The organism is Deltaproteobacteria bacterium, assembly GCA_011375175.1.
In the GTDB taxonomy this organism is placed as follows: domain Bacteria; phylum Desulfobacterota; class GWC2-55-46; order GWC2-55-46; family DRME01; genus DRME01.
In genome coordinates this window covers 22668-48748 of sequence record DRME01000072.1, presented here as the reverse complement: position 1 = coordinate 48748, position 26081 = coordinate 22668, and the positions used below count along the sequence as shown (strand labels likewise).

General features: G+C 64.7%; 23 protein-coding genes. 1 reads left to right on the top strand and 22 read right to left on the bottom strand.

Annotated elements, in window-relative coordinates; all coding sequences use genetic code 11:
* Nucleotides 1–15: 15 nt before the first annotated feature.
* Complete coding sequence (locus ENJ37_06260; GenBank protein ID HHL40090.1) at nucleotides 16–1398, bottom strand: hypothetical protein; 1383 nt, start codon at nucleotides 1396–1398, stop codon at nucleotides 16–18.
* A 670-nt stretch (nucleotides 1399–2068) separates the two neighbouring features.
* On the opposite strand from ENJ37_06260, the gene ENJ37_06255 reads away from it, so the two are divergent.
* Complete coding sequence (locus ENJ37_06255; protein HHL40089.1) at nucleotides 2069–2539, top strand: hypothetical protein; 471 nt, start codon at nucleotides 2069–2071, stop codon at nucleotides 2537–2539.
* A 236-nt stretch (nucleotides 2540–2775) separates the two neighbouring features.
* On the opposite strand, the gene ENJ37_06250 is transcribed toward ENJ37_06255, so the two are convergent.
* The 21 genes from ENJ37_06250 to ENJ37_06150 all read right to left on the bottom strand — a co-directional run bounded on the left by ENJ37_06250 (nucleotide 2776) and on the right by ENJ37_06150 (nucleotide 26079).
* The gene (locus ENJ37_06250; GenBank protein ID HHL40088.1) at nucleotides 2776–4917 is read right to left on the bottom strand and encodes a diguanylate cyclase; all 2142 of its coding nucleotides are present in this window, start codon (nucleotides 4915–4917) and stop codon (nucleotides 2776–2778) included.
* Nucleotides 4918–5316: 399 nt separating this feature from the next.
* Nucleotides 5317–6078 (bottom strand): tetratricopeptide repeat protein, encoded by a 762-nt coding sequence (locus tag ENJ37_06245; protein ID HHL40087.1) that lies wholly within the window; start codon nucleotides 6076–6078, stop codon nucleotides 5317–5319.
* A gap of 288 nt (nucleotides 6079–6366) precedes the next feature.
* Nucleotides 6367–7545, bottom strand: a complete 1179-nt coding sequence (locus ENJ37_06240) for a hypothetical protein (protein ID HHL40086.1) — start codon at nucleotides 7543–7545, stop codon at nucleotides 6367–6369.
* A 104-nt stretch (nucleotides 7546–7649) separates the two neighbouring features.
* Entirely contained in the window at nucleotides 7650–8618 is a 969-nt protein-coding gene (locus ENJ37_06235; GenBank protein ID HHL40085.1) for a hypothetical protein, read from the bottom strand.
* The gene (locus ENJ37_06230) at nucleotides 8615–9565 is read right to left on the bottom strand and encodes a hypothetical protein (GenBank protein HHL40084.1); all 951 of its coding nucleotides are present in this window, start codon (nucleotides 9563–9565) and stop codon (nucleotides 8615–8617) included. The genes ENJ37_06235 and ENJ37_06230 overlap by 4 nt, the downstream gene beginning before the upstream one ends.
* A 176-nt stretch (nucleotides 9566–9741) precedes the next feature.
* Entirely contained in the window at nucleotides 9742–11028 is a 1287-nt protein-coding gene (locus tag ENJ37_06225; protein ID HHL40083.1) for a hypothetical protein, read from the bottom strand.
* Nucleotides 11029–11371: 343 nt separating this feature from the next.
* Nucleotides 11372–12085, bottom strand: coding sequence for a response regulator (locus ENJ37_06220; GenBank protein HHL40082.1), 714 nt, complete (start codon nucleotides 12083–12085; stop codon nucleotides 11372–11374).
* A gap of 51 nt (nucleotides 12086–12136) precedes the next feature.
* Nucleotides 12137–13204: a response regulator gene (locus ENJ37_06215; protein HHL40081.1), complete on the bottom strand. Its 1068-nt coding sequence runs from the start codon at nucleotides 13202–13204 to the stop codon at nucleotides 12137–12139.
* A gap of 389 nt (nucleotides 13205–13593) precedes the next feature.
* On the bottom strand, nucleotides 13594–14844 hold the full coding sequence (locus ENJ37_06210; GenBank protein HHL40080.1) for a serine hydroxymethyltransferase: 1251 nt from the start codon (nucleotides 14842–14844) through the stop codon (nucleotides 13594–13596).
* A gap of 238 nt (nucleotides 14845–15082) precedes the next feature.
* Nucleotides 15083–15553 (bottom strand): ribose 5-phosphate isomerase B, encoded by a 471-nt coding sequence (gene rpiB, locus ENJ37_06205; protein ID HHL40079.1) that lies wholly within the window; start codon nucleotides 15551–15553, stop codon nucleotides 15083–15085.
* Nucleotides 15554–15561: 8 nt separating this feature from the next.
* On the bottom strand, nucleotides 15562–16800 hold the full coding sequence (gene fabF, locus ENJ37_06200; GenBank protein ID HHL40078.1) for a beta-ketoacyl-[acyl-carrier-protein] synthase II: 1239 nt from the start codon (nucleotides 16798–16800) through the stop codon (nucleotides 15562–15564).
* A gap of 136 nt (nucleotides 16801–16936) precedes the next feature.
* Complete coding sequence (locus ENJ37_06195; protein ID HHL40077.1) at nucleotides 16937–17170, bottom strand: acyl carrier protein; 234 nt, start codon at nucleotides 17168–17170, stop codon at nucleotides 16937–16939.
* 612 nt (nucleotides 17171–17782) lie between these two features.
* Nucleotides 17783–18517, bottom strand: coding sequence for a 3-oxoacyl-[acyl-carrier-protein] reductase (gene fabG, locus ENJ37_06190; protein HHL40076.1), 735 nt, complete (start codon nucleotides 18515–18517; stop codon nucleotides 17783–17785).
* Nucleotides 18518–18603: 86 nt separating this feature from the next.
* The gene (gene fabD, locus ENJ37_06185) at nucleotides 18604–19548 is read right to left on the bottom strand and encodes a [acyl-carrier-protein] S-malonyltransferase (GenBank protein ID HHL40075.1); all 945 of its coding nucleotides are present in this window, start codon (nucleotides 19546–19548) and stop codon (nucleotides 18604–18606) included.
* 67 nt (nucleotides 19549–19615) lie between these two features.
* Nucleotides 19616–20596 (bottom strand): ketoacyl-ACP synthase III, encoded by a 981-nt coding sequence (locus ENJ37_06180; GenBank protein HHL40074.1) that lies wholly within the window; start codon nucleotides 20594–20596, stop codon nucleotides 19616–19618.
* Nucleotides 20597–20604: 8 nt separating this feature from the next.
* Nucleotides 20605–21645: a phosphate acyltransferase PlsX gene (plsX, locus tag ENJ37_06175; protein ID HHL40073.1), complete on the bottom strand. Its 1041-nt coding sequence runs from the start codon at nucleotides 21643–21645 to the stop codon at nucleotides 20605–20607.
* 20 nt (nucleotides 21646–21665) lie between these two features.
* Nucleotides 21666–21851, bottom strand: coding sequence for a 50S ribosomal protein L32 (rpmF, locus tag ENJ37_06170; GenBank protein ID HHL40072.1), 186 nt, complete (start codon nucleotides 21849–21851; stop codon nucleotides 21666–21668).
* 206 nt (nucleotides 21852–22057) lie between these two features.
* The gene (locus ENJ37_06165; GenBank protein HHL40071.1) at nucleotides 22058–22636 is read right to left on the bottom strand and encodes a DUF177 domain-containing protein; all 579 of its coding nucleotides are present in this window, start codon (nucleotides 22634–22636) and stop codon (nucleotides 22058–22060) included.
* Between the two features lie 37 nt (nucleotides 22637–22673).
* Nucleotides 22674–23396 carry a glycosyltransferase gene (locus ENJ37_06160; GenBank protein ID HHL40070.1) on the bottom strand — a complete coding sequence of 241 codons (723 nt, stop codon included), beginning with the start codon at nucleotides 23394–23396 and terminating at the stop codon, nucleotides 22674–22676.
* A 270-nt stretch (nucleotides 23397–23666) separates the two neighbouring features.
* Entirely contained in the window at nucleotides 23667–24689 is a 1023-nt protein-coding gene (locus ENJ37_06155) for a transglutaminase domain-containing protein (GenBank protein ID HHL40069.1), read from the bottom strand.
* Between the two features lie 508 nt (nucleotides 24690–25197).
* On the bottom strand, nucleotides 25198–26079 hold the full coding sequence (locus ENJ37_06150; protein ID HHL40068.1) for a LysR family transcriptional regulator: 882 nt from the start codon (nucleotides 26077–26079) through the stop codon (nucleotides 25198–25200).
* Between the last annotated feature and the right edge of the window lie 2 nt (nucleotides 26080–26081).

Here is a 26081-nt window from a genome sequence, read left to right as displayed (position 1 = left end):
TAACTCCTTTCCGAACTAAGCGCCTCGACCGGCGAGGTATTCCAGGGCGATCCAGGCGAGGTTCTCTATCTGAAGGCGCTCCGGCGTCCGCGCTCCCTCGGGCAGCACGCAGTGGGCGTCATAGGATGTGTGCATTCCCGTAAAGTGTCCCTTTCCGAAAGGCTCGTCCTTTTTCAGGGCGCCCTTGATATCGAAGCCGTCGCTGGGGAGACAGACCAGGTCCGGCCCGCTGGCGCGCATGGGTCCGTCGTAGATTTCGTCGCCGTCGTATATCTCCCTTACGACCTTCCTGCCGTCACTGTGGCGGATCTCCGAGAGGAGGGACTTGAGCTCCGACTTCACGGCGTCCCTGTCGGCGGCGGCGACACCGGAACGCGGATACCTCCCCTCGACGTTGATGTATATCCTGGCGGGATCGAGCGCAAAGGCCCTGGTGCCCGCGGCCACCTGCTCGTAGAAGCTGCCCGAGGGGTCGAGCTTGAGGAAGCCCTCGCGCCTGAGCCATGCGTTGATGTAGAATTCCCTCTCGAGTGTAGTGAAACCGTGGTCCGACATGGTCATGAAGAAGCCCTCGCCGCCGGTCATGTCCATGAAGGTGTCGAAGAGCGAGCCCACGAGCGAGTCGATCTCCCGGTAGAGGTCGACGAAGACCCGGTGGCGCGGGTCGCCGTCGTCGCGGGCCGCGTGGAAGAAGAAGTGGTGGAGCCTGTCCGTCTCGGTGACTACGCCGATGAAGAGGTCCCACTCCTCGTTCCTCATGAGGTGCTCGTAGGCGATCCTTCGCTTTTCGAGGGCCTCGAACAGCTCCCTGAAGAAGCCGTCGGCGTCGCTCACCGCCCTGGTTGCGTCGACGTCGGAGAGATAGCCGATGGAGTCGAGGTAGCGGTAGAGCGAGTCTGGGTAGGTGCCCTTTCTCAGGTCGGGGCAGACGAACCCGGCGGTGAGCAGGCCGTTCAGAGGCCGGGCCGGGTAGGTCTGCGGTATGTTGAGCACGACGGAACGAAGAGGCTCGCAAAGGCGGTCTCCGTAACTCTCGGCGAGAGTCGACGTCTTGCCGTCGACTCTCTTCCCGGCGATGTCCCAGAGCGCCGGGGCCTTTATGTCCGACGAGTTGGGGAAGAAGAGCTCGTAGCCTCCGGGCCGCAGGTCCATGAAGCCGTAGATGCCGTGCTCGGCCGGGTTCACGCCGGTCATGAAGGAGGTCCACGACGTGGACGAGACGTCGGGGATCGAGGCGTCCATCTGGTGGAGCCTGAAACCGCCATCGAGTATGCGCGACAGGGACGGCAGATACCCCTTGTCCATGTATTCCTTGAGCAGCGTGCAGGGCACGCCGTCGAGACCGACTATGCAGAGCTTCCTGCTGTTGCGCTTTTTCCTCAGAAGACCTTTGAGCATTCGGCCGTCACCTTCTTTGTCGCACGGCGTCGGAGGGAGTCGCCGGCCGCCGGCACCGTTACAGAGTTCTACGCTTCACCAGTTCAGCGGACGCCGGAGTCGAAAGACCCGACGCCAAAGGCCGCGCACCTGCAAACAGCCCCACCTCCGGCGGCCTTCGGGACCGAGCTACAACCCCTCACCGGCCGCGAGCCTGCCGGCACCGGAACCGGCGGGACGGGAAGACTGTAGACGTCAACACCGGCGGCCCAACCTGCCGTCACCCCACTGCCGATATCTACATGAAAATGGAAAGGCTCCTGGACACCCGGTCACGAAAGGCATTGGTCGAGCGAATAAAGGCGTCACCGCAAATGTCTGTGCAGAATCGAAATCGAAGGTCCCGCCGCACAGGGCTTCGAGGTGTCCGCTTGAGCACCGGAAGGGTCAAGCGACAACCGACCGGGCGACACCGGCCCGGAAGGCCGGTTGCGAGAAGACCGCATCAACGATTGCTTTCCATTATATCCGATCATCAAGAAAAAAACAACCGCATTAAAGGGATCGCCGAAATTCACCCGTCCCGTGACCCACGTCACATATGGCGGCGCGCCCGGACGGCTATAATCAAACAGGGCTCACCCGCCGTCTGCAGCTCTCTGCAAATAGCGCAACCATCGAAGGGCCGCCTATGCTTGACCCCCACAACCGGAGAAGGATCGAAGAGGGCATGGCCCTTGCGCGGGCCGGCCGCTACGCCGAGGCCATAGAGGTCCTCGAAAAGGACCTGCTCTTCACCATGGACGCCGCCGCCCTTTCGTACTACGCCCTCAGTATAGCCAGAGTGGAAGGCGACTACGAACAGGCCCTCTCGCTCGGCATAATGGCCGTTCGACGAGAGATCCACAATCCCGACATATATCTAAACCTCGGTCGCGTCTGCCAGCTCGGAGGATGCCTGGAGTTCGCCGCCAAGGCCTTCAGAAAGGGCCTTGAGATCGACCCCCACCACGGCGAACTGAAAAGGGAGCTGAGGGGGATGGGGCTGCGGCGAAGGCCGGTGGTCGGCCTCCCGCCGCAAGGCCGGCCAGCCGGGCTCGCCGAGTCACTCGGCGACGGCGCCGAACTCGAAAGGAGACTGGCCTTCCTCGACGACCGGTAAACGGGCGGGGCGTGTTCCGCCCCGCCCGTAAGAGACAACCCTCTCCCGCCGTAACGAGACCGGGGGAACCTCCAAAGACCTCTCATTCGCTCTTCGAGCCGCGTCCGCGTTCATGCCCGAAGGAAGGGAACGAGGCCCTTCGGCCCGAGTCAGAGTTATCGAAGTGGTGTGCGGGCGGGGGAGGCGGGCCTGCTCAGAGAGCTTCCCCGCGGGGCTCGGGGTCTCGTCGAGACGGTCTATGCGTCGTCGCCGTCGGCGCCCTTGACCACCACCCGGTCCTTGCCCGTCACCTTGGCGCGGTACATGGCCTGGTCGGCGGCCTGGACGAGGTCGTCGTAGCTGTCTACCTTCACCTCCGGGAGACAGGCGATGCCTATGCTCATGGTCACACCCCGGCCCATCCACTCGAACTTGTGCTCCTTCACGGCGGCGGCCACGCGCTCGGCGAAGACGCGGGCGTCCTCGCCCTTCGTGTCCGGCAGCACGATGACGAACTCCTCTCCACCGTAGCGGGCTGCGATGTCTTCCTTGCGCACGCATTTTTTGATGGTGGCGGCGATGTGCTTGAGGACCTCGTCGCCGCGGTCGTGGCCGTAGGTGTCGTTGACGGACTTGAAGTTGTCGACGTCGGAGAGGAAGATGGAGAGCGGCTCCTTGTGGCGCAGACTGCGTGCCCACTCCTCGCCGAGCCGCTTGTTGAGGTAGCGGCGGTTATAGAGGCCGGTGAGGGCGTCGGTGATGGAGAGCTCCTGGATCTGCTGGTGCATTATGGCGTTGTCGAGGGCGATGGAAATCTGGCTGGCCAGGTAGTCGAAGAGCTGGACCTCGTCTTCGCTGTACCGGCCCGAGCTTCCCACGACGAGCACGCCCAGCAGCTTTTCCTGGTAGGAAAGCGGTATGTAGGCGACCTCCCGGGGCGTGACCTTGGCAAAGCCGAGCTCCATGAGCTCCGCCTCGGCGCCCTCCGGCGTCGCCACGATGAAGGTGCGCATGTCCCTGGCGGCCCGGCCGGGATAGCCGGAGTCAATCTTCAGGGTCTTGAGCTCCGACGCCGTGCCGTAGCGCACGCGCGGCGAGAGGACCGCCTCGCCGCCCTCGTTCTCGCACAGGTATATGATCCCAAGCTGCGAGTCCGTCACCTCCACGACTATGTCGAGTATCCTCTCGAGGAGTTCCTGCAGGTTGAGGGTGCTCATGAGCAGCTTGGCGACCTCGTTGTGCTTTTTCAGACGCTCTTCCCGCCTCTGGATGCCCTGGGCCATGACGTTGAAACCCGAGCCGAGGGTTTCGAACTCGTCGCCCGTCTTGAGGTCGACGCTTATGTCGATCTCGCCTCTGCCGAAGGCCTCCATGGCCTCCACCAGAAGCTTCATGGGCCTGGTGATGTCGGCATGGATGAAAAAGGTGACTACGGCGGCTATTACGAGACCGAGCAGGGCCGCAATGGCAACGCCCTTGGCGATGGTGCGGAGCACAAGCCCCTCGATCTCCTTTGCCGGCATGCTCACGCCGAGGGCGCCGATGATGCGGTTGCGGCTGTCCTTCAGGGGCTCGAAGGCCACGAGGTTTTCCCTGCCGTCTACGGTCACGATGCCGCTGAAGGGCCTGCCGAGCGATATCTCGAAGTTGAGCTTTTCGGGTATGGGCTGGCCGATGACCCAGGTGCTCCTGGGCAGGGAGGCCGTGGCGTGGAGGAAGGAGTACTCCGGGGGCTCGCCTGCGAAGAGCGCGAGCTCTATGCCGTAACGCTCGTAGACCGCGTTGCCGAGCCAGGGGTCGCCGGAGAGGACCATGCCGGCCACGAGGGCGCCGATCACCTTGTCGCCGCCTCTCACAGGAGCGACGACGAACTGGGCTATGGCCGTCTTGTCCTTTATGCGCTCGGTGAGCTCCCGTGACTCGCGGGCCAGGAACTCGGTGCTCACAAGCTCCACCGAGCTTGTCACATCGCCCTGGGTTATGGCGTTGGGGATTGTGTCGCCCAGGCGCATGATATCGCCGCTCGCGCCGCTTCGCCTGGCCACGACACGCTGCTTGTCGTCTACGAAGGCCCAGATGTCGATGAAGGGATTGCGCTTTCCGAGCTCGAGCAGCACCGACCTCAGGGCGGCCTCGTCACGGCCCGCAAGCGCCGAGCGCACCTCCTGACGGCCGGCCGCCTCGGCGGCCAGACTCTCCACCACCTGGCGGCGCTCGCTGAACACCCCCTCCGCCCCCTTGAGGTGGATGTTTATGGAACCGAGCGTCTCTTCATAGACTATGCTCTTGAAAAAGAAAAACAGGACGGCGGCCAGTCCCACGATGGGCACCCAGAATATCACCGACAACGCCATCCATGTCTTGGGACCTACGCCTATCTTGGGCCTGTACAGTTTCAACGAGTACCTCTTGCCACCGCCGGACTGAGACTCTCCGCGAGGAGTATGCACAGTCCCCCTCCTTTTGATGAAATGTTCGGCAAACTCTGATTAATTACCCTGGGGGAAACTTTCTGTAGAAGGGCCATAGGCCCACGTTTCCCCCAGACCCCCTTCAAAGACTTTCAATACGAGTTGGTTTCCCCCTGTTTTGCTTGGCAAAACAGGGGGAAACCAACTCGTATTGAAAGTTTTTGGAGGGAGTCTGAGGGAACCTTTTTTCAAAAAGGTTCCCTCAGGGTAATCGATCATATGAGGCCGTCTCATGGAGCCGATATAATACTTTTCGGAAGGGGGACGGCTTTCTTTAGCAGGTGTTGACAAAAAAACGGTGTGTTGGGGGTGTCGGCGGGCCGTGCCCTACCGGTCGGGGCGCTCCTCTTGAGCGGCCAGGTAGTTCTCCATCTCGGAGAGGCGTTTTTTGTAGTCTTCGTTGTCGGGGCTGAGCTCTGCGGCCCTGCCCAGCGCATCGGCGGCATCCTTTACGCGCCCCTCCATCATGTAGGTGCGCGAGAGGGCGTCGTACACCTCGGGCATGTCCTTGCGGCTCTTGACGACCTCTTCGAGCTGCTCTCTCGCCTTGGCGACCTCTTTCATGCCGAAGTAGAGGGTGGCCAGCTCGAAACGTTTCTCCCACGAGGCTCCGGGTCTCTGTATCTCCTCTTCGAGCTCGGCTATCCTCTTTATGAACTCGATCTTCCGCTCGGCCCTCTTTATCATCTCGTCGAGGAAGGCCGACTGCTCCGGGTCGAGCTCCATGGCGGTATTCCATGCGGAGACGGCCTTCTCGTACTCTCCGCTGCGGAAATAGGCCATGCCGAGGGAGACGTAGGTCTTGTAGAAACGGGGCCTGCGCTCGGCCACGTCCTCGAGCTGGGCCACGGCCTCGGCGATGCGGCCGCTCTGGACGTAGGCCACGCCGAGACGGTAGGCGTCCTGCCAGCTCAGACCCCTGCTCTTTTTCAGGCCCTCGAGCCTTTCGATGTCCTCTTGCATCTGCGCCGCGTCGGTGTAGACGACCTGCTCGGGCGGCGTGTTCTTGAGTTTGTAGCCGTAGTAGCCGCCGTAGATGACCCCGCCTATGAGAAGGGCCATGACGACGACAAGACCGATCTGTTTCATGGACGTTCCTCTTTCCCCTCTGGAAGATATGATTCGTTCACTGCCGGCGTGGAACCCTTTCCGAAGAAGGGAGCCCGGGCCCAGCGCCCGCCTCGGATTCCCCGTCTATTGCGGCCTGCCCGCGTAGCGGAGGCCGCGAGGCCGGAGCGCAAAGGCGTAACAAACCCCGCCTGGCGCGCTCAGGCCTCGCGGCTGCCCATGAGAAGAGGCCTCTGCCGGGAGGCTCCCGAATCTCGCCCGGAACAAGCCAAGAGGGATGCGGCACGGCGGTGGGCCGCCTGAGGCCGGCTACTGGTTGTGGCACTTCTGGCAGACGTTTCGGAGCATGCCGGTGGAGGTGTTGTAGCCGCTCTCGATGTTGAGCTTCGGCGGCACCGACGTATCGAGCTGCACGAGGTTGCTGTGGTCGTAAGCCGGGTCGGTGGCGCTGTTGGGGTTGCCGCCGCCGTGCGCATAGTGGCAGGTGAGGCAGAAGGGCTGCTCGTCGGCCACGCTGGAGGTCGGGTCTACGTCGTCGGGGTTGACCACCCTGAGCTGGGCGGTCGGATACTCGGAGGCCCAGTTGGCCCTGTCGGCGTGCATGTTGGTCTGTCCCTCGTTTATATCGACGTCCCGCACCGGATGGCGTTTCCACGGGTTCCCCGTGTTGGTGTCGCCCGAGGGGCTTCCTCCCATGTTGGAGGCCCCGCCGGCGCCGTGGAAGTCGTTGTGGCAGCCGCCGCACCATGCGGCGATGCCGTTGGTGTTGCTGGCCGTCCTGGTGAACGTCACGTTGTCGCGCTGGTACTTGGTGAGATTGGCCTGCGAAAGGGGGTTTGAGGTGGTATCGTTGTTCACGTCACAGGGCGTGGAGGTCCCGTCCGAGCACTGCGAGCTGTTGTCGAGCCTGTAGCTGACCGTTATGTCCGATGTGGCGTTGCCGGGACGAAAGCGCAGGTTCCTGAAATTCGTGTTGCCGTGCTGATCGTGGCAGCTTATGCAGCTGAAGTAGGGTATGGTGAGCGTCGGGTTGGAGCCCGGCGGAACCTTGTTGCTCTGCCCCACCGAATGGCGGTTGGCCTCGTTGGCCGGAGAGACCCCCCTGTCGTTGAAGTCGCCGGCCGAGGCCACGTAGCCGAGCGTGTTGTTCCACACGTCGGGCGGCGTGGGATTGCTCATCCCCAGGGAGTTGGCCTCGTGGCAGGTGCGGCACAGCTCCACTATGGAGGCGGCGCGGATGAGCGCCGGATAGGTGGCCGTCCCCCCCGTGTATATCATGGACGCCCCGCCCTGGGTGCCGTGCATGGTGTGGCACTGCGAGCAGGCCAGTGTCTCCGTGGTCTTGGAGAAGGTCTCCTCCTTGGTGGCGTGATACTCGCCGGCCAGGCCGACGCCGATGCCGATATGCAGCGCCGCTGCAAGAGAAACGACCCTGCTTATCAGCCTCCAGAGGGCTCCACGGTTTGAGACTCCAGTCGACAAAGGCATTCGCTTTCCTCTCGGGGCTGTGTGGGCCTATCCCTGCCACGGCCGGCCCGGGAGCCGGGGGTACTGGCACACTTCCGCGTTGCTCTCGCCGTCTACCGCCGGACTCAGTCGAGCATCCTGAAAACGCTGATTCTTTTAGTGCCTTTTTCTAATAAATATACCATATTTTCCCTGCCGAAATCAATATCGACGGGGAAAAAGACCTCTCCACGGGCCGTTCCGTAGCGGTCGAAACGCCAGCGCTCCCGTCCGTCCCGGTCGTAGACCACCACGCCGCGGAGCGCATCGACGAGCCACAGGTTCCCGGAGGCGTCGACACGGCCGTCGATGGGGAGCCCCAGCGTCCCCCCCCTCGTCTCCAGCGCCTCGTAGCTCATGATGAAGGCGCCGTCGAGGCCGTAGACGTTGACGGCCTGCTCTTCGTAGGGGGTTATGAGATACACCCTCTCCTCGGAGACGGCCACGGCCGTCAGCGAGTTGAAGCGCCTGCCCACGGCGCCCACGTAGTTGAGCTCACTGTCGAAGACGATACAGGTGGACCGGGCCTTGTTCACCACGTAGAGGTTTCCCGCCACGTCAAAACGCATCTTGCCCGGGCTGAAGGGGACGCCGCCGTCCGGGGCTATGCGTCCCACGCTCTCGCCGCGGTAGTTGAATATCTCGATATAGTCCTTTCCCTCCTGGCTGAGGTAGATAAGCCCGTCCCTCACGGCCACGGCCGTGGGATTGGAGACGCCCTGGCGCCTGCCGAAGCGGAAGATGGGGGTGCCCTCGAGGTCGAAGATGAAGACCTCGCTCCTTCCGCCGTCGACGAGGTATATCTCCTCGTCGTCGAGGCTCACGAAGATGTCGAGCGGCGTATCGAAGGTCTCGCCGTAGTAGCGCTCTATGGTGCTGAGCAGGCGCAGTCCATGGACGCTGCCCAGGGCCTCCCCGCCTCCGGCCCACGGCGCGAGCAGGAGCGCCGCGGCGGCGAGGACGAGGGCGCCTATGCGGCAGGCGCCGGCCATGGACGCCGCATCACGCCGTGGGCGCCGGCGCAAGGAAGCTCTCTGCGGGGACGCTTCGCTCACTCCACCACCTCGAATACCTTGATGACCCCGGTGTTGTCGGCCACGTATATGCGCCCCTCGAAGTCCACGCCCACGGCGCGGGGCCACTTGAAGACCGTGGGGCCGCCGAACTCGAAGAGGGCCTTGCCGTCCCAGTCGAACCCTATGATCATCATCCTGTTCGTGTCGACTACGATTATCCTCCCGTTGGCCTTGTCCACGGCCATGCCCGTGGCCATGCTGAACCCTCCCATGAGACTGGAGACACGGCCGAAGCGGTGGATGAACTCGCCGTCGAGACCGAAGATGAAGACGCTGAACATGCCGGGATCGAGGAAGACGAGCTCTTCGTTCTCCTCGTCGACGTAGAGGCCCTTGACATTGCCGAAGACCACGTCGTCCCTCACGAACTGGCCGACGAACTCGCCGTCGAGGGTTACGGTCACCACCCTGCCGAGCGTATTGTCGCCCATGTATATGCGGCCGCCGCCGTCGTCGTCGTATACGATGTAGAAGGACTGTATCTGGAGTCTTTCGTAGTCCGGCACCTTGGTGAGGTCCACGTCGCGCTTGTAGTCTCCCCTGTAGTTGAGCACGGCGATGCGGTTGTTCTCGGCCATGTAGATGTCGCCGTTTCGGGGATCGACGGAGAGGTAGCGGGGGTTTGAGAGTCCGGCCTCGCTGTAGCGGAACTGGTAGAGGAAGATGCCCTCCCTGTCGGTGACGACGACCCGACTGTTGCCGGAGTCGAGGAGGTAGACCTCCTCGCTGGCCGGGTCGATGAAGATGCAGCTCACCCAGGTGAGGGGTGTGCCGCTGAGCTTTGCGTCGAAGCCGAAGAGGAACTTCACGTAGACGGTGGCCGGCCCGCGCTGCTCGTCCTGTGCGTGGACGCCTGACGGTGTTGGGAGCAGCAGGACCGCGGCCGCAACAACCGCGCCTATGAGCCTGTAGATGACTGCCGACATCTGCGCACCCGGTTTCCCGGCCCTGTCGCGGCGGACCGTTGAAGCCCTGAGTTACCTTTCTCTCCGGTCTCCTCCCGCCGGCGACAGCGGCCGCCACAAAAAAAGGGGGGAGTGTGAATCCCTCCCCCCTTCAGAAGTTCAGCCTTGTCGAACCGTCGTCCGACTACCGGTCGTCTTTACCTGTTGTGGCAGAGCTGACAACCGACGGTCGAGGCGATGGAGTTACCGGACTGACCGGCCGAGCCGCCCGGCCACACCTCACTGAGGTAGTCCCACCTGAGGTTGTCGTAGTAGGGACCGCCGTGGGCGAAGTGACAGGAGAGACAGAAGACCCTGTCAGTGCTGTTGTAGCTCGCCGGGTCGAGGTAGTATACACCGCTGCCGTCGGACGCGTTGTTGGCCACAGGCAGCGCCTTACCGGCCGCGATGAGCGCCTGGGTGTAGTTGCTCAGGTTGATGATGTCCACGCCGGCGCCGGACTTCTGGTTGGCGTTACCGGGGGCGTAGATTATCTCGTCCACCGGGTGGCGTCTCCAGTCGCCGCTGCCCGTGTCGTTGGTCGTGGCGATGTCCTCGTGCCAGTTGTCGTGGCAGGTGGCGCACCAGTTGGAGATGCTGTCGCCCGAGTTGACGGGGTAGTAGTTGGATATCGCCTGGTCGGCCGTGCCGCCGTCACCGACGAGGGTGTTGTCCGAGTCGTAGACGGGCCAGATGGCCGTCGTCTTGTCGGTACCGATCATGACGGCGTTGGCGAAGGCCGCCGAGCTCTGCCCGCCCATGCCTATCCAGCTCGTCGTGTTGTCGTTGACGTTGACCGAAGTGGAGCCAGAGCCGGTGGGGGTCTTCCTCAGGTTACGATACTTGTCGACCGTGCTGGTGTCGGCGTCGTACGCGCCGTGCGGGTCGTGACAGCTCGTGCAGGAGAAAGCGGCGAGGTTGCCGTCGGCCGAGCCGGGAGGCAGCACGTTGGTGGCGCCCAGCGAATGGCCGAAGCCGCGGGCTATGTTGTTCTGGCCCCTGTCGGTCCTCACACTCCAGCCGGAGCTGTTACCGGTGAGCTCGCCGGAGAAGTCGCCGCCGGCGCCTATCTGGCCGAAGTCGCCGGTGCTCTTGAAGTCCACACCGGTACCGCCTATGCCGCCGCCGTCGGAGCCGTCGATGTAGACCTTGGGAGCCGGGTGGTTGTTGTTGAAGGTGTCGCCGGCCTGGGCGCCGTTGGAGGCGTGACACTGGAGACAGAAGTTGTGGATCTCCTGCCTGCCGGAGACGTTGCCCCTGAGAAGCACGAGCGCCCCGGTACCCGTGGTACCGCCGATCTCGCTGTTACCCTGACTGTTGTGCATGGTGTGGCAGTTGCCGCATGTGAGCTTGTTGTCGAAGTTCTTGTGGAGAGCCATGGACGGCCCGGCCGCGAAGAGCCCGACAGCGACAGCTGCGAGGGTTGCCACCACAAGCCTTTTCATACCCTATCCTCCTTTCCTGATGGTACGGTTAAAAAACGATTATGAGCCTGAAACCCTTTGCTGAACCCTGACGCCGCCCTTTCGAGACACAGAAAAAGCCTCAAAAGTATAGTGGAGACCGTCACCTGCAGTAACCGTGTGAGGCTGCCGTAACCTCTGAGGCCGCGCAAGGCGGATACTCGAGCAACCGTCGCTCCGCAGGGACGCCCCTGTCATGATCCGTCCCCTTCAACTCCGCCTTTACCCTCATGTTATCAGACAACGGTGCGGGTGTCAAGCTTAAAATTACAAACTTTTAATACACGATTAATTCTGGAACAACCGGCCAGCCGCTTTGCCGGGGCTACATGAGTTTGCTCGCCGAGATGACCATCTCCGCGATATCCTTGAGTTTCCTGTTCTCCCTCTGCGAGTGGGCCTGGAGCATCCTGAAGGCCTCGTCCTCGCCTACATTACATCTCTTCATGAGAATGCCCTTGGCCCGCTCCACCAATTTGCGCGTTTCGAGGGCCTCCTTGAGGTTGTCTATGCCCTCGCTCAGCGCCCTGAACTCGCCGTAGCGGGCGAGCGCCAGCTTGATGGCCGGCTGGAGCGCGGCGCGGGTGACCGGTTTCGTGAGGTAGGCGAAGACGCCGGCCCCGGCGGCGTCGTCCATGAGCTCCTCCTGCGAGTGGCCGGTCACGATGATGACGGGGCAGGGGTGTCTCTGGCTCACGAGCCTCGCCGCCTCGATGCCGTCCATGCCCGGCATCTTGATGTCCATTATCACGAGCGAAGGCCTTATCCGCTCCACCTGCTCGACGGCCTCCTCGCCGGAAGTGAGCGCGCCGGCCACCTTGAAGCCCAGCGTTGTGAGCTGGTCGCAGAGACACCGCCTCGTCGCCTCGTCATCCTCGACGACGAGGACACCGGCCGGGCGGCTCTCAGACCCTGGTCTCATCTGCTCGGTCCTGGTCATCGGTGGAAAGATGGAAACCCTGATTAATTGCCCTGGGGGAAACTTTCTGTAGAAGGGCCATAGGCCCACGTCTCCCCCAGGGTAATGAAAGGATAACATTGCGGGAGGCGGAAGACAAGCACAAACGTGCCGGAGGGGGAGAAAAACGGGTCAGACGCCGATGGCCCGGGCGGGGGTGCGCCCGGCGGTGCCTTCCTCGCGGAGCAGGCCGGCGAAGGCGTCGACGAGCCTTCTGTCCCAGAAGCCCTTGATCGCCTCGGCCTTCATCACCTCGACGGCCACGTTGGGCGGCATGCCGCGCCTGTAGGGCCGCACCGTGGTGAGGGCGTCGTAGACGTCGACGATGGCGATTATCCTGCCGCCCAGGGGGATCTCTTCGCCCGCGAGGCCGTCGGGGTAGCCCGTGCCGTTGTGCTTTTCATGGTGGTGTCTGATGGCCGGGAGGAAGGGCTGCGCGAACTTAAGCGGCCTGCATATCTTCTCGCCCACCACGGGGTGCTGCTTCACGTGGTCGTACTCCGTGTCGTTGAGGGCGCCGGGCTTGTGGAGCACGCCCTTGTCGGTCGCTATCTTGCCTATGTCGTGGAGGATGCCGGCGTTGCGTATGTTGCCCTGCTCCTCCTCGGAGAGGCCGATGAAGGCCGCGAGCCTTGCGGCGTACTCGGCCACCCGCTGGGAGTGGCCGTGGGTGTAGGGGTCGTTGAAGTCGAGGGCCACGGCGAGGCTTATGAGGACGTTGTGGGCGTTCTCGAGCTCGTCGAGCAGACCCTTGACCCGCACCAGCGACTTGACCCTGGCCAGCAGCTCCGGGCGCTGGAAGGGCTTGGATATGAAGTCGTCGGCGCCGGCCTCGATGCCGCGCACCCGGTCCTCGAGGCTGTTGAGGGCCGTCACCATGACAACGGGGATAAAACGCGTCTTCTCGCTCTCCTTGAGCCTGCGGCACGTCTCGTAGCCGTCCATCACGGGCATGAGCACGTCGAGGAGGATGATGTGGGGCGGGTCCTCTTCCACGCGCTCCAGCGCCTCCCTGCCGTTCGAGGCCCTTACGACCTCGTAGCCGCTCGTGGTCAGCAGGGCGTCGAGAAGCTCCAGGTTCTGGGCATTGTCGTCGACGATGAGCACCCTGTGAGGCCTGGCTATGGAGCCGCCGCTGCCGGTGTGGCGCGCCTCTTCAGTCTTGTACCCCATGGTATCCATGAGCTCGCCTTTCACCATGTTTCGGGCCCGGCCCGCCGGAGGCGCGCACCAACCCTCGGAGCGGCCTCACCCTCGAACGAAGAGGCCCGCCCCCCCATGATTCATCAATCCAGACCGGAAACATCCCAAGGAAACATTACTATTATAACTCAGGGAACAAAAAAAATCAACCTGTAATCGTGACAGGGCGTCACCGGGGGAGATCTCCCTTTGACCGCGCCTTCACGGCGTCCTCCGGGAGGTCGGGGCGCGCCGGGACGGGATTATACGCCCTTGCGCCCCGACCTCCCGGAGGACGCCGCTGGGAACCACCGGGGACAGGGGTCGGAGGCCGGCTGCGGCTCCGCGGCCCCTTTTTCAAAGGTTCCCCCGCCGTTCAAACGGCGGCCGCCGGGGCCCGGCGCCGATCAGTCCTCGAGCCTGTGGGCGTAGAAGGGAAAGCGCTTGCAGAGGTCCCTGACCTCGGCCTTTATCCTGTCGAGCCCGGCCTCGTCGGCGCGGCCCTTGACGGCCCGGTCTATGAGGTCCCCTATGAGCCGCATCTCGTCCTCCTTCATGCCCCTGGTGGTCGCGGCCGGCACGCCGATCCTTATGCCGCTCGTCACGAAGGGGCTTCGCGTCTCGAAGGGTATGGTGTTCTTGTTGACCGTTATGCCCGCCCTCTGGAGGGCCTCCTCGGCCTCCTTGCCCGTTATGTCGAGCGCCGTGAGGTCCACGAGCATGAGGTGGTTGTCCGTCCCGCCGGAGACGAGGTCGTAGCCGAGCTCCATGAGCCTTTCGGCGAGCGCCGCCGCGTTGCGCACTATCTGGCGCTGGTAGTCCCTGAAGGACGGCTCCAGGGCCTCCTTGAGGGCCACGGCCTTGGCGGCGATTACGTGCATGAGCGGGCCGCCCTGCATTCCCGGGAAGACGTGCTTGTCGAGCGTCTTTGCGAACTCCCGGCGGCACATGACCATGCCGCCTCGCGGGCCGCGGAGAGTCTTGTGGTTGGTGGTCGTCACGAACTCGGCGTGGGGCACGGGCGAGGGGTGGATGCCGGCGGCCACGAGTCCCGCTATGTGGGCGATGTCGGCCATGAGCATGGCCCCCGTCTCGTCGGCCACGGCGCGGAAGGCCTCGAAGTCTATGGTCCTCGGATAGGCGCTCGCTCCCACGACGATGAGCCTGGGCCTGTGCTCCAGTGCAAGGCGCCTCACCTCGTCCATGTCTATGCGGTGGGTCTCCCTGTCCACGCCGTAGAAGACCGAGCGGTAGACCTGGCCGGAGAAGTTGACGGGGCTTCCGTGGCTCAGGTGGCCGCCGTGGCTCAGGTTCATGCCGAGAATCGTATCGCCCGGCTTGAGCACCGTCATGTAGACGGCCATGTTGGCCTGCGTGCCCGAGTGGGCCTGCACGTTGACGTGCTCGCAGCCGAAGAGCCTCCTGGCCCTGCTTCTCGCAAGCTCCTCGGCCATGTCCACGTACTCGCACCCGCCGTAGTAGCGCCTGCCCGGATAGCCCTCGGCGTACTTGTTGGTCATGACGCTCCCCTGGGCCTCGAGCACGGCCTCGCTCACGATGTTCTCCGAGGCTATGAGCTCGAGCTTGTACTCCTGGCGCTCCGTCTCGAGCCTTATGGCCTCGTATATCTCCGGGTCGAATTCCTTAAGCACCGACATCTCACGTCTCCTACCATCTCAGGGAAGCCCTGATCGATTTACGCCGGGGGAACCGCCCCCCCTTCTTCAGATCCACTTCCCCCGCCCCCGCGAGGGGTCGGCCCGCGCCAGGCGGGGGGGGTACGCCTTTGCGGCCCGACCCCTCGCGGGGGCGGGGGGAAACATAACGACACACAAGGCGACTCGAACGAACCTCGGCCCTCAAGCCCCTTCACGAAGAGGCTCCGCCTGGGAGGACTCAAGGTTTGACCATCCTGGCCTCTATCTCTCTTATCTTGTCGAGGCGGCGCTGGTGGCGTCCGCCTTCGAAACGCGCCTCGAGCCAGGCCCTGACCATCTCGCGGGCGAGCCCCTTGCCCACGAGGCGGCCGCCGATGACGAGCACGTTGGCGTCGTTGTGTTCCCTCGCCATCCTGGCGGCGTATATGTCGCCCACCAGGGCGGCGCGCACACCCTTGAACTTGTTGGCCACGATGCTCATGCCCACGCCCGTGCCGCACAGGAGTATGGCCCGCTCGATCTCGCCGCTCGAGACCTTCTCGGCCACGGGGATGCCGTAGTCGGGGTAGTCGACGGAGGCGTCGCTGTTGACGCCCATGTCGAGCACCTCGTAGCCGGACTCTTTGAGGAACTCCTTTATGTCCTCCTTGAGCTCCCTGCCGGCGTGGTCGCTCGCTATGGCCACGACCCTGCTCTCCCGCGCGCCCATGGCCTGCGCTACCCCCGGAAGGCCCGGAAGGCGAGCACGGCGTTGGTGCCTCCGAAGCCGAAGGAATTGCTTATGGCCGCCCGGAGCCGCGCGCCGCGCGCGCTGTTGGGCACGTAGTCGAGGTCGCAGTCCGGGTCCGGGTTCTCGTAGTTCACGGTCGGAGGCACGACGCCGTCGTGTAGCGCCTTTACGGTGAAGACCGCTTCTATGCCGCCGGCCGCGCCGAGGAGATGGCCGGTCATGGACTTGGTGGAACTCATCATGAGGCGGCGGGCGTGGTCGCCGAAGACCCTCTTGACCGCCATGGTCTCGTACATGTCGTTATAGTAGGTAGACGTGCCGTGGGCGTTGATGTAGTCGATATCCTCGGGGTTGAGCCGCCCGTCCTCGAGGGCCATCTCCATGCAGCGGGCCGCTCCCTCGCCGCCCTCGGAGGGGGTGGTCATGTGGAAGGCGTCGGAGTTGAGGCCGTAGCCGACGAGCTCGGCGTATATGCGGGCGCCCCGCTTTCTGGCGTGCCCGTACTCCTCGAGCACCATTACGCCCGCGCCCTCGCCGACGACGAAGCCGTCGCGCTCGGCGTCGAAGGGGCGGCTTGCCCGACGGGGCTCGTCGTTGCGGCGCGACAGGGCCTTCATGGCGTTGAACCCGGCGATGCAAAGGGGCGTTATGGTCGACTCGGCGCCTCCGGCTATCATCACGTCGGCGGCGCCGCGCTCTATGAGCTTGGCGGCGTCGCCGATGGAGTGGGTGCCGGTGGCGCAGGCCGTGACGGCGCAGCTGTTGGGCCCCTTGGCGCCGAGCCTTATGGAGACCTGGCCGGAGGCGAGGTTTATTATGACCATGGGGATGAAGAAGGGGGTCAGCCGCTCCGGCCCCTTTTCGAGCATAACGTTGTGCCAGTGCTCGATGGCGGGAAGCCCCCCCATGCCGGCGCCGATGTACACGCCCACCCGCTCGGCGTTGTCCTCGTCTATGACCAGCCCCGAGTCCTCGAAGGCCATGAGACTCGCCGCCATGGCGTACTGGATGAAGAGGTCCATCTTCTTGAGGTCCTTGCGGGGGATGAAGGGCGAGGGATCGAAACGGGGCACCTCTCCGGCTATGCGCACCGGGAAGCCGGAGGCGTCGAACCTCGTTATGGGTCCGATGCCGCTGCGGCCCTCCCTCGCGGCCTCCCATACGGCGTCGGTGCCCGTCCCCAGCGGGCAAATGATTCCCAAGCCTGTGACAACTACCCTTCTCATCTGGCCGTATCTCTCCGTTCTCCGGGGTCGCGGGCGTACACGGCGGCCGCCCGGCGGCGTCTTCTCCGGCGGTCAAAAAGAAAACAGGACGCAAGGCCCTCGGCCTACATCCTGTTCCCGGCGGGTCTTCGATGCCCTACTTGGCCTTCTTGTCGATGTAGTCGATGGCGTCCTGGACGGTCAGTATCTTTTCGGCGTCCTCGTCCGGTATGTCTATGGAGAACTCCTCCTCGAAGGCCATGACCATCTCGACCCTGTCGAGCGAATCGGCGCCGAGGTCGTCGACGAAGGACGCCTGGGGCGTCACCTCGTCCTCCGAGACGCCGAGCTGGTCTACGATGATCTTCTTAACCTTGTTTGCGGTCGACATTTCCTGCACCTCCTGAAGTGGTTGACCCCGCCTGAGCGGGCCTCGTCCCCCTCAAACCGATAGCGTCGATTGAAGCGGAAGCCTTTGGATAATGAGAACAGACCGGGCCGGGGCCGCCCGAAGACCAGAGGCCGCGGACAGCGCCCCCCTTTACTCCCAAGCAAGCTCCGATTAAGCACTCCGGGGGAAACTTTCCGAAGAAGGGCCATAGGTCCGCCCCTCCCCCCGCGCCCCTCGCATGTTATTGTGATCTCCGGCGGCGCCGGGGGTGTCCGGCCCGCGCCGGGCGGGGTTTTACGCCCTTGCGGCCCGGACACCCCCGGCGCCGCCCCCCGAGGCGGCCGGCGCGGGGAGGACGCCCCTTCAAAGACTTTCTATTGGGGCCAAAGGAATCTCATATCCTCCGGCCGTCGCAAGAGGCGACGCGGCTCGAAGAGCGAAATAAATCGGAGTTTCCTTAATCAGAGCTTCCCTGACGGTCGTTCGAAAGGACGGCACACTGTGTATACCATCCTTTGACGACGATTGTCAATTTCCCCGGGGAAACTTCCCGCGCAGCCCCCGCGGCGCTCCCCCCTTCCAGGCCCCTGCGAGGGGGGCCTACGAGGGGTCTCACATGTACATGCCGCCGTTTATGCTCAGCACGTGTCCCGTTATGTAGGACGAGGCGTCGGAGGCGAGAAAGAGCACGCCGTCGGCCACGTCTTCCGGCGAGCCCAGCCGTCCCATCGGTATCCGGGCGGAGAGCTCGTCCCTCACATTCTCCGGGAGTTTGTCGGTCATGGCCGTCTCTATGAAGCCCGGGGCCACGGCGTTGCAGGTGATGCCCCGGCGGGCGAACTCGCGGGCCACCGTCTTGGTGAGGCCGATGAGCCCGGCCTTGCTGGCCGAGTAGTTGGCCTGCCCGACGTTGCCCATGAGCCCCACTATGGAGGCTATGTTCACTATGCGGCCGTAGCGCTTCCTGCTCATGTGTCTCACGGCCGCCTTGGTGCAGTTGAAGGCGCCCTTGAGGTTCACCGCCATGACGAGGTCCCAGTCCTCTTCCTTCATCCGCAGGAGGAGGCCGTCGCGGGTTATGCCGGCGTTGTTCACCAGTATGTCGATGGACCCGAGGGCGCCGGCCGCGGCGTCGACCATCGCCTCCGCCTCCTGAGCCATGGAGACGTCGGCCTTGAGGGCCGCCGACTTCCTCCCCATGGCCTCGACCGCCGCCGCCGTCTCGGCGGCCTTGTCGGCGTTCACGTCGGCGACGGCCACGTGGGCCCCCGCCGAGGCGAGCCTCAGCGCCACAGTCTTTCCTATGCCCTGACCTGCGCCCGTGACGAGCGCACACCTGCCATCCATTTCCTCACCTCCCCACAGTGCCGCAGCGAAGCGTTCTCCCCGCCGCCCTTTCGCGCCCCCGGTCCGCGCCCCCCGGTCTCGACGGCCTACGCCTCCCGCAACGCCGCGACCACCCCTTCGAGGTCGGCGGGGGAGTCTATGTTGAGCGTTCGCAGGGACCTGTCGATGCGGCGCACGAGGCCGCTCAGGACCTTGCCGGGCCCGATCTCGACGGTCGTGGTCACGCCGGCCCGGGCCATGAACCTCACCGACTCGACCCAGCGCACCGGACAGATGAGCTGGCGCGCAAGCAGCTCCAGTATCGGCCCCTCGTCGCTCACCGCAGCGGCCTCGACGTTTGAGACGACCGGCACCCTCGGCTTCCTGAATTCCACGCCCTCGAGCTCGGCCGTGAGTCTTTCCACGGCCCTGCTCATGAGATGGGAGTGGGACGGCACGCTCACCGGCAGGGGTATGACCCTTCGCGCGCCGCGCTCCGAGGCAAGGGCCGCGAACCTCTCGACGGCCTCGGCGTGGCCCGAGACGACCACCTGCTCCGGGCTGTTGAGGTTGGCCGCAACCACCTGCGTCGTGTCGTTGGAGGCCTCCCTGCACAGCTCCGAGACCGTGTCGGCGTCGAGCCCTATGACGGCGCTCATCCTGCCGACGCCGTCGGCCACGCACTCCTGCATGAACCTGCCGCGCAGCCTCACCAGACGCAGCGCCGTCTCGAAGTCGAGGGCGCCGGAGGCCACAAGCGCCGTGTACTCGCCGAGGCTGTGGCCCGCCACGAAGGCGGGCTCGCCGTCGCAGGCGCCGCGCAGGGCCGTAAGCGCCGCCACGCTGGCCGTGAGGATCGCGGGCTGGGTCTTCTCTGTCCTGTCGAGCTCGTCGCGGGGCCCCTCGAAGCAGAGGGCGGCCATGTCGTAGCCCAGACATTCGCTCGCCCTCTCGAAGACATCCCTCGCGTCCCTGCGGTCATCGAAGAATCCCTTGGCCATGCCCACGTACTGCGAGCCCTGGCCCGGAAATATGAACGCCGTCCTCTTCACGTCTTGTCCGCTCCGTGGTGTCTTTCCTGCTGACCGCGCGCCGGCAACCGGCCGCGGCGATGGCGCCCTACCACCTGACGGCGGTGGCGCCCCAGGTGAGCCCCCCTCCGAAGGCGACAAAGAGCACGATGTCGCCGTCCTTTATCCTGCCGTCGCGCACGGCCTCGTCGAGGGCGAGCGGTATGGAGCCCGCCGAGGTGTTGCCGTAGCGCTCGATGTTGGAGTATACCCGGTCCTCGGCAAGCCGCAGCTTTTCGCTGAGGGCCTTGATGATCCGTATGTTGGCCTGGTGCGGGATGACGAGCGAGACGTCCGACATCGCAAGGCCCGTCTCCTCGAGGAGCTCGCCGCATACGGCCCTCATCGTCTTTATGGCTATCTTGAAGGTTTCGTTGCCCTGCATCTTCAGCGGCCCCGGGTCCTGGCCCCTCTCCCCCCTCTCGAAGGGGCTGGCCGCGGCCGGTCCCCTGGCGTAGAGCATCTCCCAGCGCCTTCCGTCGGAATGGATGCGCGACGAGAGTATGCCTCGCCTGCCCCTGTGGGCCGTGAGCGCCACGGCCCCGGCGCCGTCGCCGAAGAGGATGCAGGTGGAGCGGTCTTTCCAGTCCACTATCCTCGAGAAGGCGTCGACCCCTATGACGAGGGCGTTTGTGCAGGCGCCGCTGCGTATGTACTTGTCGGCGGCGTCGAGGGCGTATATGAAGCCCGAACATGCGGCCGAGACGTCGAAGACGGGCACGCCGCTTCGTATGTGGAGCTGCGACTGGACGAAGCAGGCCGTCGACGGAAAGGTCATCTCCGGCGTTACGGTGCCGACGACGACGAGGTCTATGTCGCGCGGCGCCAGGGCGGCGCTGCGCAGCGCCGCCCTGGCGGCCTTGGCGGCCATCTCCGAGGGGTTCTCGCCCGTCGTGACCCTGCGCTCGCTTATGCCCGTGCGGGTCCTTATCCACTCGTCCGTGGTCTCCACCATCAGCTCGATCTCGCGGTTGGTGACCACACGTTCGGGCGCATAGGAGCCCGTGCCGACTATCCTCGCACGCACCACGGCCCGCCTCAGGCGTTCATGACCCCGCCGGCCTCCCCCCTGGCCAGCCTGTCGAGGTCCCTGTTCCTCTCGAGCTCTTCGAGCAGGTGGGTGTTGACCTTTATCCTCGCGTACTCGGCGGCGAGCCTTATGGCGTTGCGTATGGCCTTGGCCGACGAGCCGCCGTGGCTTATGATGCAGACCCCTCCTATGCCCAGAAGAGGCGCGCCGCCGTACTCCGAGTAGTCGAGCTTCTTTCTCAGCCCGGCCAGGGCCCCCCTGCCGAGCAGGTAGCCGAGCTTCGCGGCCGGACGCTTTGTTATCTCGGCCTTGAGCATGGCGCCCGCGGCCTCGACGATGCCCTCGCTTATCTTGAGCGCCACGTTGCCTACGAAGCCGTCGGTCACCACGACGTCGACGTTGCCGTAGAAGATGTCGCGCCCTTCGACGGGTCCCATGTAGTTGAGCGATGTCTTCTTGAGGATGGCGTGGGTCGCCCTGGTGAGCTCGTTGCCCTTGCCCTCCTCCTCGCCGTTGGAGAGCAGCCCTATGCGGGGGCGGTCCTTTCCGAGCACGTACCTCGCGTAGACCTCGCCCATGATGGCGAACTGCACGAGGTGAACGGGCTTGCAGTCCACGTTGCCGCCCACGTCGAGCATGACGGCCGGCTCTCCGAGGGTGGGCATGCAGACCGTTATGGCCGGACGGTCCACGCCCTTGAGCTTTTTGAGCACGAAGATGCCCGATGCCATGGCGGCGCCCGAGTTGCCGGCGCTCACAACCGCGCTCGCCTCGCCGCCGCGCACCAGGTCGAAGCAGACCCGTATGGACGAGTCCTTCTTCTTTCGGAAGGCGAGAACGGGAGACTCGTCCATGCCCACCACCTCGGAGGCGTGCTTCACCGAGACGAGGGGGTGCTTGGAGCCGAGCCTTGCAAGCTCGGCCTCTATCCTCTCCCGGTCTCCCACGAGGATGGAGGCGATGCCCAGGTCCTCGGCGGCCTGGACGCTGCCCTCGACGACGACCGCCGGGGCGTAGTCCCCTCCCATCGCATCAACGGCTATCTTCATGCGTCAAAAGGACCGGACCTTCAGACCGTCTCCCCGGTCCTCAAGACTTCCCTTCCCCTGTACGTGCCGCAGGCCGGACATGCGTGGTGGGGACGCTTGGGTTCGCCGCACCTGGGACAGGTCGACGCGGCCGGAGCCGCCAGGGCGTCGTGGCTTCGCCTCATGTTGCGCTTGGACCTGGACTTCTTCTTTCTCGGAGTGGGCATGGGTCTGTCACCTCTCTTTTTTCCGTTTCTTGTTCCCGCCGGCCCGGGCGCGCGTCCCGGCGACGTCCGCTCCCCCTGTCCGCCGCTTTGGCCGCCCCCTGGCCGCCTGGCAGCCCCCCTGGCCGCCTGTCCGCCTCCCTTGCCGCCCCCTTGTCGCCTGGCAGCCCCCCTTGTCGCCCCCCGGCCGCCGGCTTCGGCCGTGAGATTCACTTCTTCCTGAGTCTTTCGAGAACGGCGAAGCGGGGGTCCACCCTGCCGGCGGCAGCGCAGCCGCACTCCGTCCTGTTGCGGTCGGCGCCGCAGACCGGACAGAGCCCCTTGCACTCCTCCGAGCAGAGCGGCTGAATGGGCAGCTCGAGCGCCAGTTGCTCCACGACGAGCTCGGTCAGGTCGAGCTCGTCGCCCTCGAGGATCGCCGTCTCCACATCCCGGGGGCCGAGCTCCACATCCCCGGCGCGGCGTCTCCCGCCTCCGCCCGCGCCCTTGCGGCCGGAGGGCGCCGGGACGGCGACCTTGAAGTGGCGCGAGAGCCCGGCGTCGACGGTATGGGGGAAGGTCTCGGTGCAGCGCGAGCAGACAAGCGAGCAGACGACGGTCATAGTCCCCCGGACACAGACGTCCGCGCCGCTGCGCGTCACTTCGAGACGGGCCCTGAGCGGGGAGAGGAAGACGTAGCCGAGCCCCCGCGTCTTCTCGTCGAGGTCCGCAACCGACTCCGCAAGCTCCACGGTGCGGCCGGCTTCGCCTATATCCCGGACGTTGAGCTTCATTGGGGGAGCCCGCATTAAAGGGTAATAATATACTTGACTTTCACGGAACTTGTCAACAGCTTTTCCGCGCCGCGCGGAGCCTGAGCGCCACGCCGGCCTTCTCAAGCCACGCCCTGCTCGCCGGGGCGGCGGCGCTCTCCATGAGGGCGGCCAGGTCCCCAGGCCGGTCCACGTCCCGCCACGGCTCGAGCAGCGAGAAACGGAGCCCGGCCTCCTCGAGCCTTGCGACTGTTACGTCCAGCACCCTCTCGCTGCTCCACGGCACCTCCCGGAAGGGCGCGCCGTGAGGCCCGGACATGGCTATGAGGCAGTAGCCGCCGTCGTCGGCCGGAACGAGCACCACGTCGTCTCCGCCGTCGAGCCTCGAGAAGGCCTCGGCGATGAGCCGCGGCGGCAGGTCGGGACTGTCGCCGCCGATTACGGCCGCCCGGGCGTATCCGCGGGCGAAGAGCCCGGCGAAGAGGCGCAAGAGCCGCTCCCCCAGGTCCCGGCCCCGCTGGGGCTCGAGGCGCCAGCCTGGGGGCACGAGCGCCCGGACCCGCGAAAGCGCATCGTCGGGGCTGTAGACTCCGAAGCGGTCGGCTCCCTCGACGGCCGAGGCGAGCGCGAAGGTGTCGGCCAGAAAAGAGCGGTAGAGCGAGGCCGCCTCGTCCGCCGTGAGCGGCGGCACGAGCCTCGTCTTCACCCGGCCCGCCTCTGGCGCCTTGAACATGACGGCAAGGGCCTTTCTCGCTCCCATGACGGAGAGCGTACCACGTCCCGGGGCCGATGGCAACCGCGCCCTCCCGGCTCCGGCGCTCCCCCCTGACGGAGGCAGCCCGCCGCGCAGTCAAGCACGATCGAGACGAGGCGGAGAGCAGGGAGTCAGGTAAAGCTCCGGTCGGCCGCCATGGGGGAAACTTTCTTCAGGGAGTCCGAGGGGACCGGAGGTCTCCGGCCCTTTACAAGAGGCTGCCCCGGCGGAGTAAGTCGGAGTCTCCCACGAGGCATTCGGAGGGGATGGGGGACCCCGCGGGCGAGGTCCCCCTCCGGCGCGGGCGTGCGCTCAGAGGCGCTCTCTTTCGTTGGTGTAGGCTATGGTCCTCTTGAAGCCATTGAAGGGCTTTCCGTCGACCTCGATATAGGGGTCGGGTCCGAAGTAGTTGAGGGGCTCGCCGTCCTGGGGCGGCATGAGCACTATGTCGCGCCCCCGGCTGAAGCGTATCCTGTTCTCGCAGAGGGAGCCGAAGAAGTAGTCACGACGGGAGGGGTCCTTGTCGGCCTCCGATATGTCGACCGGCACCCAGCCCGCCTCGGGTATGTAGAACCTTGCCCAGCAGTGGTAGCCCCCCTCCTTCGGCTCGCGCTGCTCGCCGCCGGGAGCGAGGGGATAGCCCATCTCGAAGACTACGGGTATGCCCTGGGCCTGCATGAGCGAGGAGAAGAAAGAGTGGAAGTCCGTGCAGTTGCCCGTGCCCTTGCCGCGGGCGCCGATGGACAGACAGACCCTCTTCACGTCGCCGCGGCCCCAGCCGGGCGTTTTCTTGTCGTAGTCCATCTTTTCCAGCACGAAATCGTATATGGCCCGCGCCTTTTCAAGCGGGTCGCTGCGGCCGTCGACGGCCATGCGCGAAAGCCTCTCCACCCTCTCGTCACGGACGGCCAGCCTCGAGGGGGCCAGGTACTTGGCGAAGAGCCTCCGGTCGGCCGCCGTGGCGTTACGTATCTTGCCGAGGTCCTCGGACCTCGCCTCGCGGCGTTCGACCCTGAACTTCATCTCGAAGGTGAAGTCGCGGGGCTCGCCCTTGAAGTATATGATGGCGTTGCCCCATACCTTGTCATAGTTGATCTCGAAGGGAAAGGGGCTGTTGACCCTCATGTCGTAGATGCGCTGCTCGGCCGTGTCCGTGGGAAAGGGGACCCAGACGCGCACGCTGCGGGCCCCTTCCGGGATGCCCGTGACCTCGAAGGCGTAGGTTATCTCACTCTTTCTCGTCTTGACCGGCTGCGCCGGCGCGGCCGAAGCGGCAAAAAGCAGAGACGAGACGACGACAAAGGCCGCGGCGTTGAGTAGCATCTTCTTGCTCATAACCAACTCCCCTTGCTCAGAAAGACCGGACGGAAGGACCCGACAACACCCGTTACCGCCCGGCGCCGGTGAATACCGGGGATACTCTGATTAATTGCCCCGGGGGAAACTTTCTGTAGAAGGGCCATAGGCCCACGTTTCCCCCCTCCCCCACCGTATGTTACTCGGATGTCTGTGGCGGTCCTCTGGAGGTTCGGCCCGCGCCAGGCGGGGTTTTCTTACGCCTTTGCGGCCCGAACCTCCAGAGGACCGCCACCCCGGCCAGCCAATGCGGGCAGGACACCCCCTTCAAAGACCTTTAATTCCCTGCGGCTCATCCCGATTTTGCAAGCAAAATCGGGATGAGCCGCAGGGCGTTAAAAGTTTTTGGAGGGAGTCTGAGGGAACCGTGGGTCTGTGACCCTTTTACAAACCTGACCTGTAGTAAAAGATACCTCAAATTCATGAATAAGTCAAATTGGAATCATCAATAGAAGGCGGCGGTGTCTTTGATGCGGCCTATGGAAATCTACGGACGCGCCGAGAGGAAATCGAGGAAGGAGACGGCTATGGGCGAGAGGAACCTCAGGCGGTGGGTGATGACGTAGAAGCTCCTATCGAGGTTCAGGCCCTTCACCTCCACGGCCTTGAGCGTACCGGAGCGGAGCTCCTCGGCGACGGCCATCCTGGAGATGAAGGCGAGCCCCATAGCGGACTTCACCCCCTCTTTCAGCGCCTGGGTGGAGCCGAGACTGGCGGCGTAGACGAGCGTGGCCGGGTCCACGCCCGCCTCGGCGAGACGGGCCTCGACGGAGCTGCGCGAGCCCGAACCCTCCTCGCGGGCGAGCAGCGCCACGCCGGCCAGCTCTCCGGGGGCGAGCGCGGAGCGGTCGAAGTCCGGCGGCGCCACAAGGACCATCTCGTCGCTTGCGAAGGGGGCGCACCGCACGTTCCTGTCCTTTATGGGCGAGCCGACCACGCCGACTTCCACGCGGCCCGCCAGCACCTCCCCGTAGATGGAGCGCGTATCTCCCACCCGCAGCACGGGCCGCACATCGGGATGGGCGCGCTTGAACTCGCCTATCAAGCGAGGCAGGATGTACTCTCCGGGTATGGTGCTCGCCCCGACCTCGAGCACGCCCTTCATGGTGCCCGTGAACTGGTCTATCGCCTGGCGGGCCTCGTGCTTGAGGCGCACTATCTTACCGGCGTAGCGGTAGAGGATGGCGCCGGCCCTGGTGGGCGTGACGGTGCGGCCCAGCCTGTCGAGGAGTCTTACGGAGAGCTCTCTTTCCAGGGCCTTGATGTGGATGCTGACCGTGGACTGGGTGAGACAGAGGGAGGCCGCGGCCTTCGAAAAGCTGCGGCACTCGACGACCTTGCAGAATATCTCGAGGTATCTGAGTTCCATGG

Coding starts and splice junctions, on each gene's coding strand:
- ENJ37_06260 (HHL40090.1), bottom strand. CDS start 1,398: ATGCTCAAAGGTCTTCTGAGGAAAAAGCGCAACAGCAGGAAGCTCTGC.
- ENJ37_06255 (HHL40089.1), top strand. CDS start 2,069: ATGCTTGACCCCCACAACCGGAGAAGGATCGAAGAGGGCATGGCCCTT.
- ENJ37_06245 (HHL40087.1), bottom strand. CDS start 6,078: ATGAAACAGATCGGTCTTGTCGTCGTCATGGCCCTTCTCATAGGCGGG.
- ENJ37_06240 (HHL40086.1), bottom strand. CDS start 7,545: ATGCCTTTGTCGACTGGAGTCTCAAACCGTGGAGCCCTCTGGAGGCTG.
- ENJ37_06230 (HHL40084.1), bottom strand. CDS start 9,565: ATGTCGGCAGTCATCTACAGGCTCATAGGCGCGGTTGTTGCGGCCGCG.
- ENJ37_06225 (HHL40083.1), bottom strand. CDS start 11,028: ATGAAAAGGCTTGTGGTGGCAACCCTCGCAGCTGTCGCTGTCGGGCTC.
- ENJ37_06220 (HHL40082.1), bottom strand. CDS start 12,085: ATGTTATCCTTTCATTACCCTGGGGGAGACGTGGGCCTATGGCCCTTC.
- ENJ37_06215 (HHL40081.1), bottom strand. CDS start 13,204: ATGGTGAAAGGCGAGCTCATGGATACCATGGGGTACAAGACTGAAGAG.
- ENJ37_06210 (HHL40080.1), bottom strand. CDS start 14,844: ATGTCGGTGCTTAAGGAATTCGACCCGGAGATATACGAGGCCATAAGG.
- rpiB (HHL40079.1), bottom strand. CDS start 15,553: ATGGGCGCGCGGGAGAGCAGGGTCGTGGCCATAGCGAGCGACCACGCC.
- fabF (HHL40078.1), bottom strand. CDS start 16,800: ATGAGAAGGGTAGTTGTCACAGGCTTGGGAATCATTTGCCCGCTGGGG.
- ENJ37_06195 (HHL40077.1), bottom strand. CDS start 17,170: ATGTCGACCGCAAACAAGGTTAAGAAGATCATCGTAGACCAGCTCGGC.
- fabG (HHL40076.1), bottom strand. CDS start 18,517: ATGGATGGCAGGTGTGCGCTCGTCACGGGCGCAGGTCAGGGCATAGGA.
- plsX (HHL40073.1), bottom strand. CDS start 21,645: ATGAAGATAGCCGTTGATGCGATGGGAGGGGACTACGCCCCGGCGGTC.
- rpmF (HHL40072.1), bottom strand. CDS start 21,851: ATGCCCACTCCGAGAAAGAAGAAGTCCAGGTCCAAGCGCAACATGAGG.
- ENJ37_06165 (HHL40071.1), bottom strand. CDS start 22,636: ATGCGGGCTCCCCCAATGAAGCTCAACGTCCGGGATATAGGCGAAGCC.
- ENJ37_06155 (HHL40069.1), bottom strand. CDS start 24,689: ATGAGCAAGAAGATGCTACTCAACGCCGCGGCCTTTGTCGTCGTCTCG.
- ENJ37_06150 (HHL40068.1), bottom strand. CDS start 26,079: ATGGAACTCAGATACCTCGAGATATTCTGCAAGGTCGTCGAGTGCCGC.